This is a genomic window from Listeria sp. ILCC797 (genome assembly GCF_900186185.1).
Taxonomy (GTDB): Bacteria; Bacillota; Bacilli; order Lactobacillales; family Listeriaceae; genus Listeria; species Listeria goaensis.
On the sequence record NZ_FYBS01000006.1, the window covers coordinates 105,556 to 122,356 of the forward strand.

Annotated in this window: 15 protein-coding genes; 4 read left to right on the forward strand and 11 right to left on the reverse strand. The window is 39.3% G+C overall.

The genetic code is table 11. From position 1 onward, the window contains the following. Nucleotides 1–488: 488 nt before the first annotated feature. From BN1609_RS07890 to secA, 3 genes are all read right to left on the reverse strand, one after another. Nucleotides 489–1,352: a YitT family protein gene (locus tag BN1609_RS07890; protein ID WP_088840744.1), complete on the reverse strand. Its 864-nt coding sequence runs from the start codon at nt 1,350–1,352 to the stop codon at nt 489–491. Between the two features lie 13 nt (nt 1,353–1,365). After that, a protein-coding gene (gene prfB, locus BN1609_RS07895) for a peptide chain release factor 2 (RefSeq protein ID WP_117612572.1) occupies nt 1,366–2,467 on the reverse strand; the annotation gives its coding sequence in 2 pieces (ribosomal slippage) (nt 1,366–2,394 and nt 2,396–2,467; 1,101 coding nt in all). A 118-nt stretch (nt 2,468–2,585) separates the two neighbouring features. Continuing rightward, the gene (secA, locus tag BN1609_RS07900) at nt 2,586–5,099 is read right to left on the reverse strand and encodes a preprotein translocase subunit SecA (RefSeq protein ID WP_088809734.1); all 2,514 of its coding nucleotides are present in this window, start codon (nt 5,097–5,099) and stop codon (nt 2,586–2,588) included. A gap of 399 nt (nt 5,100–5,498) precedes the next feature. On the opposite strand from secA, the gene BN1609_RS07905 reads away from it, so the two are divergent. Further along, nucleotides 5,499–6,566, forward strand: coding sequence for a chitinase (locus BN1609_RS07905; protein ID WP_088815777.1), 1,068 nt, complete (start codon nt 5,499–5,501; stop codon nt 6,564–6,566). Between the two features lie 45 nt (nt 6,567–6,611). Here BN1609_RS07905 and hpf read toward each other — a convergent pair whose 3' ends face one another. The 5 genes from hpf to BN1609_RS07930 form a co-directional block, all read right to left on the reverse strand. Further along, nucleotides 6,612–7,166: a ribosome hibernation-promoting factor, HPF/YfiA family gene (gene hpf / locus BN1609_RS07910; RefSeq protein ID WP_088809732.1), complete on the reverse strand. Its 555-nt coding sequence runs from the start codon at nt 7,164–7,166 to the stop codon at nt 6,612–6,614. Between the two features lie 181 nt (nt 7,167–7,347). Then, the gene (locus BN1609_RS07915) at nt 7,348–7,848 is read right to left on the reverse strand and encodes a hypothetical protein (protein WP_088809731.1); all 501 of its coding nucleotides are present in this window, start codon (nt 7,846–7,848) and stop codon (nt 7,348–7,350) included. Continuing rightward, entirely contained in the window at nt 7,838–9,151 is a 1,314-nt protein-coding gene (locus BN1609_RS07920; RefSeq protein ID WP_088809730.1) for a DEAD/DEAH box helicase, read from the reverse strand. The genes BN1609_RS07915 and BN1609_RS07920 overlap by 11 nt, the downstream gene beginning before the upstream one ends. A 196-nt stretch (nt 9,152–9,347) precedes the next feature. Then, nucleotides 9,348–10,202 (reverse strand): DegV family protein, encoded by an 855-nt coding sequence (locus tag BN1609_RS07925; protein ID WP_088838997.1) that lies wholly within the window; start codon nt 10,200–10,202, stop codon nt 9,348–9,350. Between the two features lie 18 nt (nt 10,203–10,220). Then, nucleotides 10,221–10,907, reverse strand: coding sequence for a response regulator transcription factor (locus BN1609_RS07930; protein ID WP_088809728.1), 687 nt, complete (start codon nt 10,905–10,907; stop codon nt 10,221–10,223). A gap of 365 nt (nt 10,908–11,272) precedes the next feature. On the opposite strand from BN1609_RS07930, the gene BN1609_RS07935 reads away from it, so the two are divergent. The 3 genes from BN1609_RS07935 to BN1609_RS07945 all read left to right on the forward strand — a co-directional run bounded on the left by BN1609_RS07935 (nt 11,273) and on the right by BN1609_RS07945 (nt 13,727). Further along, on the forward strand, nt 11,273–11,905 hold the full coding sequence (locus BN1609_RS07935; protein ID WP_088809727.1) for a YigZ family protein: 633 nt from the start codon (nt 11,273–11,275) through the stop codon (nt 11,903–11,905). Between the two features lie 4 nt (nt 11,906–11,909). Continuing rightward, entirely contained in the window at nt 11,910–12,452 is a 543-nt protein-coding gene (locus BN1609_RS07940; protein WP_088809726.1) for a GNAT family N-acetyltransferase, read from the forward strand. Nucleotides 12,453–12,671: 219 nt separating this feature from the next. Next, on the forward strand, nt 12,672–13,727 hold the full coding sequence (locus BN1609_RS07945) for an LCP family protein (RefSeq protein ID WP_088809725.1): 1,056 nt from the start codon (nt 12,672–12,674) through the stop codon (nt 13,725–13,727). 36 nt (nt 13,728–13,763) lie between these two features. Here BN1609_RS07945 and BN1609_RS07950 read toward each other — a convergent pair whose 3' ends face one another. Genes BN1609_RS07950 through BN1609_RS07960 form a run of 3 tightly spaced genes read right to left on the reverse strand, consistent with a single transcriptional unit; the run spans nt 13,764 to nt 16,683 of the window. Continuing rightward, nucleotides 13,764–14,813 (reverse strand): glycosyltransferase family 4 protein, encoded by a 1,050-nt coding sequence (locus tag BN1609_RS07950; RefSeq protein ID WP_088809840.1) that lies wholly within the window; start codon nt 14,811–14,813, stop codon nt 13,764–13,766. 20 nt (nt 14,814–14,833) lie between these two features. After that, nucleotides 14,834–15,946 (reverse strand): o-succinylbenzoate synthase, encoded by a 1,113-nt coding sequence (gene menC / locus BN1609_RS07955; RefSeq protein ID WP_088840728.1) that lies wholly within the window; start codon nt 15,944–15,946, stop codon nt 14,834–14,836. After that, nucleotides 15,943–16,683, reverse strand: a complete 741-nt coding sequence (locus tag BN1609_RS07960) for a WecB/TagA/CpsF family glycosyltransferase (protein WP_088809723.1) — start codon at nt 16,681–16,683, stop codon at nt 15,943–15,945. The genes menC and BN1609_RS07960 overlap by 4 nt, the downstream gene beginning before the upstream one ends. Between the last annotated feature and the right edge of the window lie 118 nt (nt 16,684–16,801).

The window sequence follows — 16,801 nt, forward strand, 5'->3', positions numbered from 1 at the left end:
TTTTTCATCAGTAGGTTAATTGCATTACAGTTATATTTCAGCCTGTGACAATCTCATTTGTTAACTTATAAAGAACTTTTTCGTATGTTTAAAAACTAAATTTTTGAGTTTCGTTTTGAGTTGGAATTACAGCCTATTTTTAGGCATATTAAAAACCATCTACATGGTCCCTCTTTCCACTGCTCCTATTGTATCCTTTTTCCCCTCAAAATAACATTACAGCCAGATTAAAAATGATTACAGTTTCCAACGATTGGGATAGACCAGTCTTCCTTACTACCTCAACTTGTTTGCATATGCACAGATGCTTTCTGTCATATATCTGTTATATAAAAAAGGTGTAACTAATCACTTGTATTAGTTACACCTTTTTTAGCAAGCCGCTCACCGCACCATACTCAGCTACTGACAAACAGTAAAACTCTAGGCAAAAGGGAGCGGAATACAGGCTTTAACAGCGAAGATTGCCGTTTGTCATCCATATCGCGTTACACCGTAAAACCTTCACCCATCACTTCACTAGCGCTCATCACAACAACAAACGCGTTGGCATCAATTTCCTTCACCACTTCTTTCAGCTTCGGAAACTCTCGTTGTGAAATCACACAAAGCAAAATTTGCTTTTCATCTTCGGTATAACCGCCTTTAGCAGAAAGACGCGTAATCCCTCTATCAATTTTGAATAAAATCGCCTGCCTAATTTCCTCTTGATTTTCAGAAATAATAAGCACCGTTTTGGACTGGTTTAAACCGACTTGAACCAAATCGATTGTTTTGCTAGTCGCGAACAAGGCAATTAAGGCGTAGAGGCCCGACTCAATACTAAAGACAAACATCGCCGAAATCACGACAAGCCCATCAATGATTGCCACGCAGATGCCTAGCGACAGATGGAAGTATTTATGCACAATTTGGGCAAGGACATCAGTCCCACCAGTGGAAGCCTTCCCGCGAAAGACAATTCCAAGCCCGAAGCCCACTAAAATGCCGCCAAACAAAGCAGCGATAAGCGGTTCGTGCGTCCACGGAGCAAAATCCTGTGACAGATAAACAAAGAGCGGAATGGTCATCGTTCCTATAAATGTTTTAATCCCAAATTGGTAGCCCAAAAAGAACACACCCGCAATGAAAAGCGGAATATTGAGCGCCCACTGGATAAAAGCTGGCGTCCATCCCGTCAAATAATTCACAATTGTACTAATACCACTTACGCCGCCAGAAGCAATGTGATTGGGGAGCAACAGCACATTAAAGGCTATCGCAATAAAGGCTGCCCCAAAAACAACATACAAATAATCTAGCGTTTTCATAAGCCACAATTTTCTCGGCGCGCGATTTCGTTTTTTAGTCATATGAACACCCGCCTTATTGAATGCGCGAACGCAAATATGCATTCACGAATTCATCCAACTCACCGTCCATGACAGCTTGTGTATTCCCCGTTTCCACATTCGTCCGGTGATCCTTCACCATCGAATATGGGTGGAAAACATACGAGCGAATTTGGCTACCCCAGCCGATTTCCTTTTGTTCTCCGCGAATTTCTGCTAGCTCTGCCTCTTTCTCCTCTTGCTCTTTTTGGTAAAGCTTTGCCTTAAGCATTTTAAGCGCCTGTTCCCGGTTTTTCAATTGCGAACGTTCCGACTGGCAAGTAACCACAATTCCAGAAGGCACATGCGTCATCCGCACAGCAGAATCCGTCGTATTAATATGCTGACCACCAGCACCCGTCGCGCGGTACGTATCAATTTTCAAATCTTCCGTCCGCACTTCAATTTCAATATCATCATCCATTTCAGGCATCACATCAATCGACACAAAAGACGTATGGCGACGACCAGATGAATCAAATGGCGAAATCCGCACCAAACGATGCACGCCTTTCTCAGCTTTTAAATAACCATAAGCATTATGCCCTTTAATGAGTAGCGTAACGCTTTTGATCCCCGCTTCGTCGCCCGCCTGATAATCCAGCGTCTCCACCTTGAAGCCTTTTTTCTCCGCAAAACGTTGATACATACGTAAAAGCATCGAACCCCAGTCTTGTGATTCCGTACCACCAGCCCCAGGATGAAGCTCTAAAATTGCATTATTTTTATCATAAGGATCACTTAACATAAGCTTGAGTTCAAACTCATCAAGCTCTTTTACAAACGTCATGAGTTCCGCTTCCAGCTCATTTTGCAAATCAGCATCCGCTTCCTCACGAAGGAGCTCCAAGCTCACCTCTAAATTTTCCTGTTCTTCTTCTAATTTATGAAAAGCATTGTAAACCTCTTTCAAACCATTCGACTCATTGATAACTTTTTGCGCCGCCTGTTGATCATTCCAAAAATTTGGATCAAGCATTTGATTTTCCAACTCCGCAATGCGCACCTCCATCGTTTCTAAGTCAAAGAGACCCCCTAAAGTCTGTGATTTGGCTCGCCGTTTTCTCAAGCGAATTACGAATTTCTGCTAATTCCATAGTTATTTCCACCTTTTTTTATTATTCTAAACTTATTTTAGTATATAAAAATCAAGAGCATAAAGCCAGAACATTTTTTTCCGAAGAAAAGGAGCGCCAAAATAGCGCCCCGAGATTTTTATGCTTCCTTACCATGACAATTTTTATATTTCTTACCGCTGCCACAAGGACAAAGATCGTTACGTCCGATTTCCTCACCCTTAACAACTGGCTTGCGTTTCGCTTCTGGCTTCCCTTCATCCGGATTAACAGCTTCCCCTTTCGCCACTTGCTCACGTTCAAGGTTCTGTCTAATTTCAGCTTTCATGATGTAGCGTGCAACATCTTCATCGATTGAAGAAATCATTGCCTCAAACATCGCGAAACCTTCCGATTGATACTCACGAAGCGGATCAATTTGACCATACGCACGCAAATGAATCCCGTCACGAAGGTGATCCATCGCATCAATGTGGTCAACCCATTTCGTATCCACAACACGAAGCAGGACAACTTTTTGGAACTCATTAAATTCTTCTTCAGGTAAAAGCTGCTCTTTTTCGTCATAAGCTTCTTTAATTTTTTCTAAAATAAAGGCTTCAATGTCTTCCGTGATACGACCTTGTAAATCATCTACCGTAATCGCGCCTTCATGAAGTAAATTCGCATCCACATAATCCACAATACCTTGTAAATTCCAATCTTCTTCAGCCTCATGCGACGAAGCATTTGAAATGACAACATAATGAACCGCACGTTCAATCATTTTTTCAATAATTTCACGCAAGCCATTTTCCGCTGTAATAACATCATAACGCTGTTTATAAATCACTTCACGTTGTTGACGTAAAACATCGTCATACTGAAGAACTTGTTTACGAGAATCGAAGTTGTTTCCTTCAACACGTTTTTGTGCAGACTCAACCGCCCGACTAACCATCTTGCTTTGAATCGCTTCCTCATTCATTCCGAAGCGTTCCATCATACTCTTCATGTTGTCAGAGCCAAAGCGACGCATTAACTCATCTTCCATCGAAAGATAAAATTGTGTCACCCCTGGGTCCCCTTGACGACCCGAACGACCACGCAACTGATTATCAATACGACGTGACTCATGACGTTCCGTACCAATTACAGCTAAACCACCCGCCGCAACCGTTTCCTCATCAAGTTTAATATCTGTACCACGACCGGCCATATTCGTTGCGATAGTAACCGCGCCGTGTTTCCCTGCATTCATAATAATATCCGCTTCGCGCTCATGTTGTTTCGCATTCAAGACGTCATGGCGAATCCCTTTGCGTTTCAACTTGCTCGCAATCAATTCAGATGTTTCAATTGCCACAGTACCAACAAGAACAGGTTGCCCTTTCGCATGGCGCTCAGCAATATCTTCCACAACCGCATTAAATTTCGCATCAATTGATGTATAAATCAAGTCTGGGCGATCATCACGAACAATTGGGCGGTTCGTTGGAATTTCAATAACACGCATATTATAAATATCGCGGAATTCTTCTTCTTCCGTTTTCGCCGTACCCGTCATCCCCGCCAATTTTTTATACATACGGAAATAGTTTTGGAACGTAATCGTCGCCATCGTTTTCGACTCATTTTGAATCGTCACATGTTCCTTCGCCTCTAAAGCTTGGTGTAAACCTTCACTGAAACGACGACCTTTCATAATACGACCCGTAAATTGGTCAACAATTAGAACTTCATCATCTTGAACCACGTAATCCACATCAAGCGCCATCGTGTAGTTTGCTTTCAGCGCTTGCGCAATATGATGCAGCAAAACAGTATTTTCTAAATCATACAAGTTCTCAACATCAAAATATTTTTCACCACGTGCCATACCTTCTTCGGTTAAATTGACAGATTTTGTTTTAATATCAACCGTATAGTCTTTCTCCTCCGTCAAAGTCGTCACAAAAGTGTCTGCGCGAACATATAAAACATTCGATTTTTCAGCTTCACCCGAAATGATTAGCGGTGTACGCGCCTCATCAACTAAAATCGAGTCAACTTCATCAATAATCGCGAACGAAAGCGGTCTTTGTACCATTTGGTCTTTATAAACCACCATGTTGTCACGTAAATAATCAAAACCTAATTCATTATTCGTACTATACGTGATGTCACACGCGTATTGTTCCCGTTTCTCCTCGCTAGAAAGTGCATTTAAATTTAACCCAACCGAGAGACCTAAAAAGTTGTACAACACGCCCATTTCTTCCGAGTCACGTTGTGATAAGTATTCATTGACCGTAACAACGTGGACACCTTCACCAGAAAGCGCATTTAAATAAACCGGTAACGTCGCCGTCAAAGTTTTACCTTCCCCGGTTTTCATCTCTGCAATGTTACCTTCATGAATAACAATACCACCCATAAGTTGAACACGGAATGGATACATGCCAAGCGCACGTTTTGCACCTTCACGCGCAACAGCAAAAGCTTCAACTAGAATATCATCTAAAGTTTCACCTGCTTGCACACGTTCCTTGAATTCTACTGTTTTTGCTCGAAGATCGTCGTCTGAAAGCGCCGCTGTTTCATCAGCCAGTGCTTCAATTTGATCGGCTTTCTTTTCAAGATATTTGATATCTCTTTTACCCGATTCAAAAATCTTTTTTAACATTCCTGCCATAATTGATTCTCCTCCACATAAATTGACTGCTACCTCTATTTTAAATTTCCAGATTATCTTATACAAGATACACTTATTAATTTTATCACTTATTCTCCAAAATTGAAAATAGGATTGATTATTTATACCCCGATTTATAAGCTACCAACCATTATAACACCTTATACCCAAAATAGATGTGGATATTGTGTGAAAAAGTTTAACTTCCTGAAAAAAATTTTGTTTTTTTGGTTCACATAAAAAAACTACTTATAACTTCTTTCACTGCAATTTGGTCTATACCATATTAATATATATCTTATTTTTCCATGTTTAGCCTCGATTTCCTCGGGTATTTTCAAGAGCACGACCAAATCGCGCTCACAAATGTAAGCGCGTACAAAAAGAAGGAGGGTTTTTATGTTAACTCAAAAAAGAAGATGGATAGCAGGAAGTGTTTTAGCAGGTATTGTTGCAATTGGACTTAGCTTTACGGGAGGCGAAACAGCCAAAGCAATAACAGATGATGCCACAATCATGCCAGACCTTACAAGCAAACAAGTACTCGTAGGTTATTGGCATAGTTGGAAATCAACTGGAAATGATGGCTACAAACAAGGCACATCAGCAGACATCGCGTTAAAAGATGTAAACTCAGCTTATAATGTCATTCCTGTTGCCTTTATGAAAGGCGATGGCGTTAACCGCATTCCAACATTCAAACCAGTTGGCCAAACAGATAACGAATTTCGCGCCCAAGTCGCGGACCTAAATAAACAAGGACGAGCTGTACTTTTAGCTCTCGGCGGTGCTGATGGACACGTCCAACTGCAAACTGGCGACGAGCAGGCTTTCGCAAATGAAATTATTCGTCAAGTTGAAACATACGGCTTTGACGGCCTAGATATCGACTTGGAACAAACTGCCATCACGGCAGGAAACAATCAAACCGTTATTCCCGCGGCACTAAAAATAGTAAAAAACCATTACGCAACAGAAGGAAAAAACTTCATGATTACAATGGCGCCTGAATTCCCTTACTTAAAACCAGGCGGTGCCTACGAAACGTATATTACTTCCCTAAATGGCTATTATGACTACATCGCACCACAACTATACAACCAAGGTGGCGATGGCGTCTGGGTGGACGAAACGAACCAATGGATTGCGCAAAACAATGATACCCTCAAAAAAGAATTTTTATACTACATGTCCGATTCGTTGATTCACGGAACACGCGGCTTCCTTAAAATTCCTGCCAACAAATTAGTCTTAGGTCTTCCAGCCAATAACGATGCTGCCGCAACCGGCTACGTCATAAATCCACAAAACGTTTACGATGCCTTCAACCAATTGAAAGCTGACGGCACCCCACTTAAAGGACTCATGACCTGGTCCGCAAATTGGGATGTCGGTAAAGATAAAAACGGCGTCCTTTATAACAATGGATTCGCAAACGCATACGGTCCATTTTTAGGAACTAAATAAATAAAAAACGTCCTGCTCGATGTGGCAGGACGTTTTAATTTCAAATTAATTTGTTTCAATCAAACCATATTTTCCGTCTTTACGACGGTAAACGATATTTGTACCATCAGATTCAGCATCTGTATAAACATAAAAGCTATGCCCTAACAGATTCATTTGAAGTACCGCTTCTTCACTATCCATTGGTTTCAAATCAAATTGTTTTGTACGTACAATTTCTAAATCAGATTCATGTTCATCTGGTGCGCTTTCACTAACTTCTCCAAAAGCAAAGAAGTCTTGTTGTGCACCTTTATCACGCATTTTACGATTCACTTTTGTTTTATGTTTACGGATTTGTCTTTCTAATTTATCTGCAATCAAATCAATACTTGCATATAAATCTCCGCTTGTTTCTTCAGCACGAAGAACAAGATTTGGGAGAGGAATTGTTACTTCAACCTTTGCATTTTTATCAGAGTAAACTTTTAAATTCACATGCACATTTGCATCTGGAACCTCTGTAAAATAACGTTCGAGTTTATCGATTTTCTTCTCAACGTAATTACGAATCGGTTCTGTTACTTCAATATTTTCACCACGAATGTTGTACTTAAGCATTGTAATTCCTCCTTTGGGATAAAACAAAAATTCTTTCGAAGAAGAAGCTTCTCTTCTTACTTCTAGTCTAAGGTATAATGCCACTTTTTGCAAATATTTACTTAGGCAAATACGGAATTTTCGTCTTCTCCTACTTTACTAATTCATTCCACTTTTTCTAAAAAACAAACCTCATTTTCAACTATTTTCCGAATAAAGCAGTAAAGTAAATCTCTTCAACACTTTTTATACAATATTTTCCAATGAATTCTTGCTCACGCTCCTTTTCCCATTCTACAATAGTGAATATATTTAAATAAGCAACCTCATCCATTTTAGTTACGTGAGCAACCTCAAGTCCCGCTTGCTTTAACACTTCTAGCTCAGGATTATAGCCTAAATCATCGTTTATTTTTTCCGTTTCAATATACAGTAACTTATCAAAACTATAGATTTCGGCTATCAACTCACTAAAGACCCCAACTAATGCATAATCACCTAGTTTTAAAAATCGTTCTAGCAATTCTTCAACAAAAATCGATTTCTTAAAAAGGACTATTTTATTTTCCGCACTCAACTCCTCACAAATAAACTCTTCACGGCAATTTGAGCACATCAGGCTTTTTTTGTACGGAGATAGTAATGTCTGCCAAGTAAATTCTCGTTCAATTCGTTGGTAGCAAATGCAGCATTTATTTGTCACCAAGCAGCCCTTCTTCCCACCCGATTTTATTCATAAGTTTAATATGTTGAATAGCTCGCATCATTTCGTTTGTTTTTCCAAAATGAAAAAAACAAACTTCACCTGCCGGAAAATCTCGCTTCCTTCCAACTCTTCCCGCTATTTGAACCAGTGCCGCTTCAGTGAAAATTGAACCCTCGCTACCAAAAACAGCTACTTGTACATCTGCAAATGTCACGCCGCGTTCTAAAATAGTCGTCGTAAGTAAAATTTGGATAGCTCCATCTCGTAGTTGTTGCACTTTTTCCTTGCGTAGCTTGTCCGCTGAATGGACTGTAGTCAACTGCTCAAATCCGTATCGTTTCATAACTTCACTAAATTCAAACATAACATCGATTTTTGGGAAGAAAATTAAGATGGGCTTCTTTAATTTTGCATAGCGCATTATCCAAGTTAAAACTTTTTTGGAAATCCGTTTTTTATTTAGCTGTTTTTGCCAATCTCCAATCCAGCAATTATGTGGCACAGGTAACGGAAAGCCGTGATACCTCGCTGGAATTTTTACGTAGTTGCGTTTTCCTATCAAGCACTCCTGTTGCCATTTTCTTTCTGGCGTTGCCGTCACAAAGATTTGGATAGCTCCTTCGCTACCCGCTTTTCGAACCGTGTATTCAAGGCAAGGATCTTTGGCGTATGGAAAGGCATCGACTTCATCAATAAATATCAAATCAAAGTAGCGATAAAAGCGCATCAATTGATGTGTTGTTGCAATGACAAACGTTTCATTGTTGAAAACTGCCTCTGAATCCCCGTAAAGGCATACTTGTGGAACATCAGGAAAAACATCTTGCAAACGTGGCGCCAGTTCAATGCATACGTCTACTCGCGGTGATGCTAAACAAATTCGCAAGCCCTTTTCGAGACCCGCTTCAATGCCCTGAAACATCATTTCCGTTTTACCTGATCCTGCGACAGACCATAACAAAAGTGATTTCTGCTCTTGAATAGCATTTAATATCGCGTCAGCTCCCCTTTGTTGCGCAAACGAAAGCACACCTTCCCACATTAACGGTGCCTCAAAATAAATTCGTTCTGTTTCTGCTGGCTTTTGATAATAAAATTTCTGTAAGCTGCTCACTCGTTTCATTAGCAGACAATTTCTGCAATACCGTTCATTGCTAGGCAAATTCGCAAAACGCTCAGCTTGATTATTCCCGCACCTAAAGCAAAATGGGCTCACATCTGTTTCAACGATACTTGGCAGCGCCTCATAATTTTCCAGATGCGTTACCTCGTTTTCGAAATATAAAATACCTTTTGCCATAAATCACCTCGTCCACTTAGTTATACCTTATTTTCGTTTTCTTTGCAGAAGCTAAAACCACTTTTTCGAGGGGTAAAAATACGGTTTTGTCTTAGTGAAAAACATGATTTCCTGTACCGCAAAATATGATTTCCGCTGCCAACCCAACTTTTTTATACAAAAAAACTCAGTGATCTAAATCACCAAGTTTTTAAGTTTATTTAATTGACCATGTGAGGCCTAGTGCTCCCTCGCCTAAGTGCGTGCCGATAACTGGGCCGAAATAGCTGAGGTGGAATTCAACTTCTGGAAACATGCTTTGTAACTCATCTAACCATTTTTGCCCTTTTTCAGGCGCATTTCCATGAATAACATAAGCTTGTTCCGCCTCTTTTTTTTGAACTGCTTCTTGCAGGACTTCTTCAATCCGCTTCAATGCTTTTTTTTGCGTGCGCACTTTCTCAAAAAGAACGATTTGTTTATCTTGGAAATGCAAAATCGGCTTGATTTGCAACAAGCTTCCGATGATAGCCTGAGCTCCCGTTAAGCGTCCGCCGCGCTGTAAAGTATTTAAATCATCAACCATGAAATACGCATCCATGGTATTTTGAATGGCTTCGATGTGCGCTAAAATTTCGGATACGTTTTTTCCTTCCGCAACCATTTGAGCGGCACTTAATACGATTGAGCCTTGAGCCATGCAAGCAATTCCCGAATCAATGCCGATAACTTCAATGCCGTCAACCGAGTTGCCTGCAGTCACTGCATTTTGGTAGGTCCCACTAATTCCACTTGTTAAGTGGATAGTAAGCACTTTGTTATAACCTTCTTGCTTGAGGGTTTCAAAAAGTGTAATGAAGTCCCCTGGCGCAGGCTGTGAAGACGTAGGGAAATTGGTTGATTCTTTTACCTTTTTATAAAAATCGGCTGTACTTAATTCTACTTCTTCTTTATAGGCAACGCCATCAATGATGACCGAAAGAGGCACCACATGAATTTGGTACTTTTCAATCAATTCGGCTGGTATATAGGCTGTGCTATCTGTGACAATTGCAATTTTTTCTTTTGACATGGCTTCCCCCTGAACCTTTTAACGGATGTAAACCCAGCCATTTTTTATGGCTGTTACAACAGCTTGCGTCCTATCGTTCACTTTCATTTTTTGCAAAATACTGCTAACGTGGTTTTTAACCGTTTTTTCACTTATAAATAGAGTTTCTCCAATACCACGGTTACTTTTTCCATCTGTAAGTAATTGGAGAACTTCGCATTCTCTATGCGTTAAAATATGGAGTGGCATTTTCACTTCGGGTTGTTGATAACCATAAATGCCTTGCGCTGTATTTGTGCTTGCTAAATGGCGATATTCACGAATAAGCTTAATTGCAGCTTTAGGGTGAATGTATGCGCCGCCCGCATCTACAATTTTAATGGCATCCACAAGTTCTTTTGCATCCATTTCTTTTAGTAAATACCCCACTGCACCGGAGCGAAGAGCTTCGGTAACATATTCATCTGAATCATGGATAGTTAATACGATTACTTTAATACTTGGAAATTGTCTTACTAACATTTCTGTTGCATCTAAGCCGTTAACTGTTGGCATGTTAATATCCATTAGGACGATATCTGGTTTGTATTCTCTAACTTTCGCAACGATATTTTTTCCATTTTCTGCTTCTGCAATGACATCAAACGAGTCTTCTAACTCTAAAATTCGTTTAATTCCTTCGCGAAACAATTGGTGATCGTCGACAATCATAATTTTGAGAGTCATATAAATACTTCCTCCTCTGATTTAACCAAAATTCATTTACCGTTTGTAATCATTGTTGGTTTTCTAGCCCTAAAGTATCCCCTTAAATACACCTATAGTAAGTTTCCTTCATCTGCTCTTAAAACAAATTCTATTACTGCTATTCATTATCCTTTTCCACTCTGAAGATATGTTTCATTTTGCCTATATGAAAAGATATTTTCAGCAATATCTCTATCTAAAGTAATAGTATAATTTATTATAACATGAATTTAATCCCGCTTCATCAAGAAGGATATCTTTGCTAAAAAAAAATTATATACAAGCTACTTTATTTCGGCTAAAATGAAAGCAACTATGAACTTCTATTTTGTTAGGAGGAAACTATGTTAGAACAATATTTAACGATTAAAGAACAAGGCGAATGCGAAACGATTATACAAAAATCACGCTTTATTTGTTATATTGCACGAGCAGAAGATGAGACCACGGCTCAAAATTTCATTGCGCAAATAAAAAAAGAACATTGGAATGCTACTCATAATTGCTCTGCCTACCTTATTGGTGCGAGAGATGAATTCCAAAAAGCGAATGATGACGGGGAACCAAGCGGAACAGCTGGCGTTCCAATGCTTGAAGTGTTGAAAAAACGACAGCTAAAAAACGTTGTGGCTGTTGTCACTCGTTATTTTGGCGGTACAAAGTTAGGTGCTGGCGGTTTAGTTCGCGCTTATGGTGGCGCTGTTAGCAAAACTTGTGATGAAATTGGTATAGTGGAACGCAAATTAGCTACTATTGTTCATTTTACAATCGAGTATAGTCAACTAGGTAAATTTGAAAATCTTCTAGAGCAAAGAAATTACCAGCTTATGGATAAGCAGTTTACAGAAATGGTAACGTTATCTGTGTTTGTTGACCAAGATGATTTATCTTCTTTTAAAGCATGGCTAACAGAAATTTCTAGTGGACAAGTTTCTTGTACAGAAGGAGAACAAAAATATCGTGAGAAGGATGTTTAATTAAATGCGTACAGATTTTTTTCAGGCTCTTCCAGCTATCATTCAAACAGATAGATTGCAGATGAAGCGAACGTCAATCATTGATGCACCTGCTTTATTTACAATTTGGTCAGATATGGAAGTCGCTGAATACATGAATATCGAACAATTTACAACTGTCCGTCAAGCCGAGGAAATGATAAAAGCCATTGAAGCCGAACCACATGCTTGCCGTTATACAATCTTTTTTAACAATCGAATTATCGGCTCACTTGGCATTAATGAATTCAATTCATTAGATAATACTCTCGAAGTTGGTTATGAGCTTGCTAAAGAATTTTGGAACAACGGTTTTATGACAGAATTATTAAAGGCTTTTTTCAAACAAATTCAAAACTGTTTAACCTTTTCTGGTGTTTCTGCAAAAGTTCTCCCTGAAAACACAGCTTCTATTTTCCTACTAGAAAAGCTTGGTTTTAAGCTCACTACCAAAACTTCGGAGCTTGATCTTTACACACAAAATGTAAGCCCAATTTTTATTTACAAGTTTTATTTTAGCCAAAAGTAAGCTTTCATTTATATTACATTTTTGAAAGCTTGTATGTTTTCGATGTTTTTTTCATAAATAGTTAGGTATAATGTAAAGATGAGTACTATAATTTCAAAAGACAGCTAAAATTTAGGAAATCTTAAATTTTATGTAACAAACTGGTTGCTTATAAATGGTACAATTATGTTTATGTTTGTTGTTAGCAAATGAAAACGACATTTTAAGGAGAAAAAGATAATGGATAATGGCTTTAACGGTCGCCAGCGTGCAACCAAATACAAACGCCGTCGCAGGATACTTTACTGGATACTCATACCAATTATGCTTGTCATTTTAGTTGGTGTAGGATATGGTACTTTCTTATTTAGCAAAACAAAATTAGCTGCAGATAATTCATACGATAACGTCCGAAACGGGCAGGCTTCAACTTTAAGAACAAAAGATATTGATCCGATTAAAGATAGTTTTTCTGTTTTAATTATCGGTGTCGACACAAGCGAAAAACGCGCCTCTGATGGTAATCCTCGAAGCGATTCACTTATTTTAGCCACAGTAAACGTTAAAGATGCTCGTGTAGAAATGACCAGCATCCCTAGAGACTCCTATGTTCATATTCAATCAGACAAAAAAGGCATTGACAAATATACAAAAATAAATGCTGCTCACGCTTATGGCGGTCCTGAGCTAACTATGCAAACCGTCGAAGAAAAATTCCAAATTCCAATTGATTACTATGTTCGTTTTGACTTCGATGCTTTCCTTAAGATTATCGATGCCCTTGGCGGCATCACTGTTGATGTTCCTGTTTCCTTTACAGAACAAAACTCAAAAGATGAAGCTGGTGCAATCACACTCGAAAAAGGTAAGCAACGTTTAAACGGGGAAGAAGCGCTGGCTCTTGCTAGAACACGCCATATTGATAATGATATTGAACGTGGAAAACGCCAGCAATTAATTATTGAAGCCATCGTTGAAGAAGCTACAAAATTCTCATCCATCAATAAATACTCAAGCATCATTGACGCTGTTGGCGAAAATATGAAAACGAACCTAACATTTAATCAAATGCTTTCTATTGCAAAATTCGGTATGACCAATTCAATTGAAATGAAATCTCTAAACTTAGAAGGGCAAGATTCTCCGCAAAACGGCGTATACTATTACGCTCTTGATGAGAATTCTGTGGAAAGTGTTGCAAATGAGTTTGCAAATGAACTAAGCATCACTTCCCCTTTCCCAAACGCTGCACCTTACAAAGATCCAAATGATAGTTCATCTTCTAGTAGCGAATAATGATAAAAATAACCCTGAGCCTCACACGGCTTAGGGTTATTTTCGTTTTCGATGAATTTTTTGAAGTACATTTAAAACAGGACGATAATCCTCACCGATAAGCCCGATAAATTCGACAACAATCTCAATACATACGAGAAGTAATGCAAGGAGGATAACAGAGCCCCATGTCGTTGAGAACGAAAATACAAATCCAGTAAGCGAAAATAGAAGCGCCATACAATAGATGAGCAGAACTGTTTGCCGTTCAGTGAAGCCCAGCGCCATGAGTCGGTGGTGAATATGCGAGCGGTCTGCTGCAGAAATCGGCGTTCTTTTTTTCAACCGACGAATGATGGCAAAAAACGTGTCGGAAAGCGGTACCCCTAGGATGATAAGTGGTACTAATAGCGAAATAAAGGTAACATTTTTAAACCCCATTAGCGAAAGCACCGCTATCATATAACCTAGAAAAAGCGCGCCAGTATCCCCCATAAAAATCGAGGCTGGAGGAAAATTGAAAAGTAGGAAGGCCAAAACCGCTGCAACGAGAAGCAGCGCAACTGGAGCTACAAACGCATCGTTTAAAATAAGTGCCATACCAGCGATTGTCATTAATGCAATGATTGAAATCCCACTTGAAAGCCCGTCAAGACCATCAATTAAATTTAACGCATTTATAATAGCAATAATCCAAATCATAGAAATCGGAATCGCCAACCAACCAAAATCGAGTTGTCCATAAAACGGAACATTAATAAATTCAATAACAACATTTCCCCAGACCGTTACACAAAACGCTGCAAGTAGCTGCCCTAGAAGCTTCAGCTTAGGTGACAATTCAATAATATCGTCAATAATTCCCGTAGCAATAATGATTAAAGCCCCTATATATACTGGTAAAAAGCCCGTTTTATCAATTGGCGCTAGAAAAAAACCGATCGAAAAGCTTATAAAAATTGCAAGACCACCAAGTGTCGGTGTCACCTTTTTATGGCTGTGTCGTTCCCGCGGCGCATCGACCGCACCTATCCAAATTGCAAATTTACGCACAATTGGAATTAAAATAACCCCCATCAAAAAAGTTACGATACCCCATATGAACAAATCTGTTTCAGCTCCATTCTCTAACCTAGCAAAATCTCCCATTCGGCTTGTGTAAATCGTTGCAAGTTTTTCTCGTCTATTTGAACTCCAAGCCCGGGACCACGCGGAACTTCAATTTCTCCATCTACAAGTTCAAAATTCTCTTTTATTATATCATGTTTAAAATAACGTTTGGTAGCTGAAATATCTCCTGGAAACTGAAATTCTTCCCGAGCTGCCAGTGCCAAATTATGCGCACGTCCGACTCCTGCCTCAAACATCCCTCCGCACCATACAATTAGTCCGTTTTGCTTACAAAACTTCGTGATTTCAAGCGCCTCAGTATGACCACCGACACGCGCCATCTTGAGATTAATTGCTTTCGCACTACCAAACTCATGCGCTTGAAATAAATCTGCTGTAGAACGAATATTTTCATCCAAACAAATAGGTGTTCGAATTTGTTTTTGTAAAAAGGCATGATCCGCTAAATCACGCACGCCAAAAGGCTGCTCAATCATGGCAAGACGAAGTTCATCCATCTTTTGAAAAAGCGACGTTTCAGCACGTGTATAAGCCGAATTGGCATCGGCCATCAGAATTAAGTCCGGAAAATTCAATCGTACTGCTTGTAAAAATTCCAAGTCTGAACCCGGTTTAATTTTCACCTTCACACGTTTATATCCCTCGTCTACATATTTCTGAACAAGCGAAACCAGTTCTGACGCCGAGTTTTGAATACCAATACTCACGCCAACTGGAACTACCCTTCGCTTCGCACCTAAATAGGCAGCTAGCGAAACGCGACTACGCTTAGCAAACAAATCATAGCACGCCGAATCAATCGCAGCTTTAGCCATTTCATTCCCTTTTATCCAAGAAAAAAGTTCACGTACATCACTTGGCTTTGTTAGCGTTTTTCTTTTCAGCCCTGGGAGTAAAATCGTTCGAATAATGTATGCAGCTGTATCTAATGTTTCCTCGGTATAATCTGGCAAAAGAAACGCGTCTAGCTCTCCGTATCCAGCCATTCCATTTTCATCCACTAATTTTATAAGAAAAAATGTTTTCTCCTCCAAAATGCCATAACTTGTTCGAAATGGCTCGTTAAGTGGTAGACTTACTTTAAAAAGTTTCGCGCCTCGAATTCTCATTTTCGCACCCTCTTATTTTCACGATTTACAGCTCGCATAAATTGCGGAATTGCAAAAAAACGACGCCATCTTGATGGATTAGTTACAAAGCGATATATCCACTCAATTCGGAGTTTTATAATGATTTTTGGGGCCCTTTTAATTGTTCCAGACAAAATATCAAAAGAACCTCCTACACCCATAAATATCCCTTTTTCAAACATACTGAAGTGCGACATAATCCATTTCTCTTGTGCTGGCGATCCTAATGCCACAAAAATAAAATCAGCATTGGATGCTTTAATTTCTTGAGCAATTTCCGCACTTTCTTTCAAGTTAAAATAGCCATGTCTACAACCGGCCACTGTTAGTTTAGGAAAACTATTCTTCAATTTTTCTTTAAGTGCCTCATTCACTTCTGGCTTAGCGCCTAAAAAATACACTTTTAAGCCATGATGTGAAGCTTCCTTTAAAACACCTTGCATCGTATCAAATCCCGTCACCCGTTCAGGTAGCAGGCTTCCTTGACGCTTAGCGGCCATAATGATTCCAACACCATCCGGCGTAATATAATCCGCCTTTAACACAATTTGCTTAAAGTCAGCATCACTTCTCGTGTTCATCACGATTTCAGGATTCGCCGTCACGACAAAGCGCTTTTTATGTTCTAAAGAATCTTGTAAAAGTTGCCTTATGAAATCAGCTTGTGTTGTATGTATAAAGGGGATTCCTAAGATTTCAACATTTTTTGCGGTCATAATTTCTAACTCCTGTTTTATTGAAGATTATACTTTAGTTTACCATAAAAGCTGTTGAAGTCCTATACTGATAGCGGAAAAACCACACACATATTTGCATGTGGCTTTAAACCATTGC

Coding starts and splice junctions, on each gene's coding strand:
- BN1609_RS07890 (WP_088840744.1), bottom strand. CDS start 1,352: ATGACTAAAAAACGAAATCGCGCGCCGAGAAAATTGTGGCTTATGAAA.
- secA (WP_088809734.1), bottom strand. CDS start 5,099: ATGGCAGGAATGTTAAAAAAGATTTTTGAATCGGGTAAAAGAGATATC.
- BN1609_RS07905 (WP_088815777.1), top strand. CDS start 5,499: ATGTTAACTCAAAAAAGAAGATGGATAGCAGGAAGTGTTTTAGCAGGT.
- hpf (WP_088809732.1), bottom strand. CDS start 7,166: ATGCTTAAGTACAACATTCGTGGTGAAAATATTGAAGTAACAGAACCG.
- BN1609_RS07920 (WP_088809730.1), bottom strand. CDS start 9,151: ATGGCAAAAGGTATTTTATATTTCGAAAACGAGGTAACGCATCTGGAA.
- BN1609_RS07925 (WP_088838997.1), bottom strand. CDS start 10,202: ATGTCAAAAGAAAAAATTGCAATTGTCACAGATAGCACAGCCTATATA.
- BN1609_RS07930 (WP_088809728.1), bottom strand. CDS start 10,907: ATGACTCTCAAAATTATGATTGTCGACGATCACCAATTGTTTCGCGAA.
- BN1609_RS07935 (WP_088809727.1), top strand. CDS start 11,273: ATGTTAGAACAATATTTAACGATTAAAGAACAAGGCGAATGCGAAACG.
- BN1609_RS07940 (WP_088809726.1), top strand. CDS start 11,910: ATGCGTACAGATTTTTTTCAGGCTCTTCCAGCTATCATTCAAACAGAT.
- BN1609_RS07945 (WP_088809725.1), top strand. CDS start 12,672: ATGGATAATGGCTTTAACGGTCGCCAGCGTGCAACCAAATACAAACGC.
- menC (WP_088840728.1), bottom strand. CDS start 15,946: ATGAGAATTCGAGGCGCGAAACTTTTTAAAGTAAGTCTACCACTTAAC.
- BN1609_RS07960 (WP_088809723.1), bottom strand. CDS start 16,683: ATGACCGCAAAAAATGTTGAAATCTTAGGAATCCCCTTTATACATACA.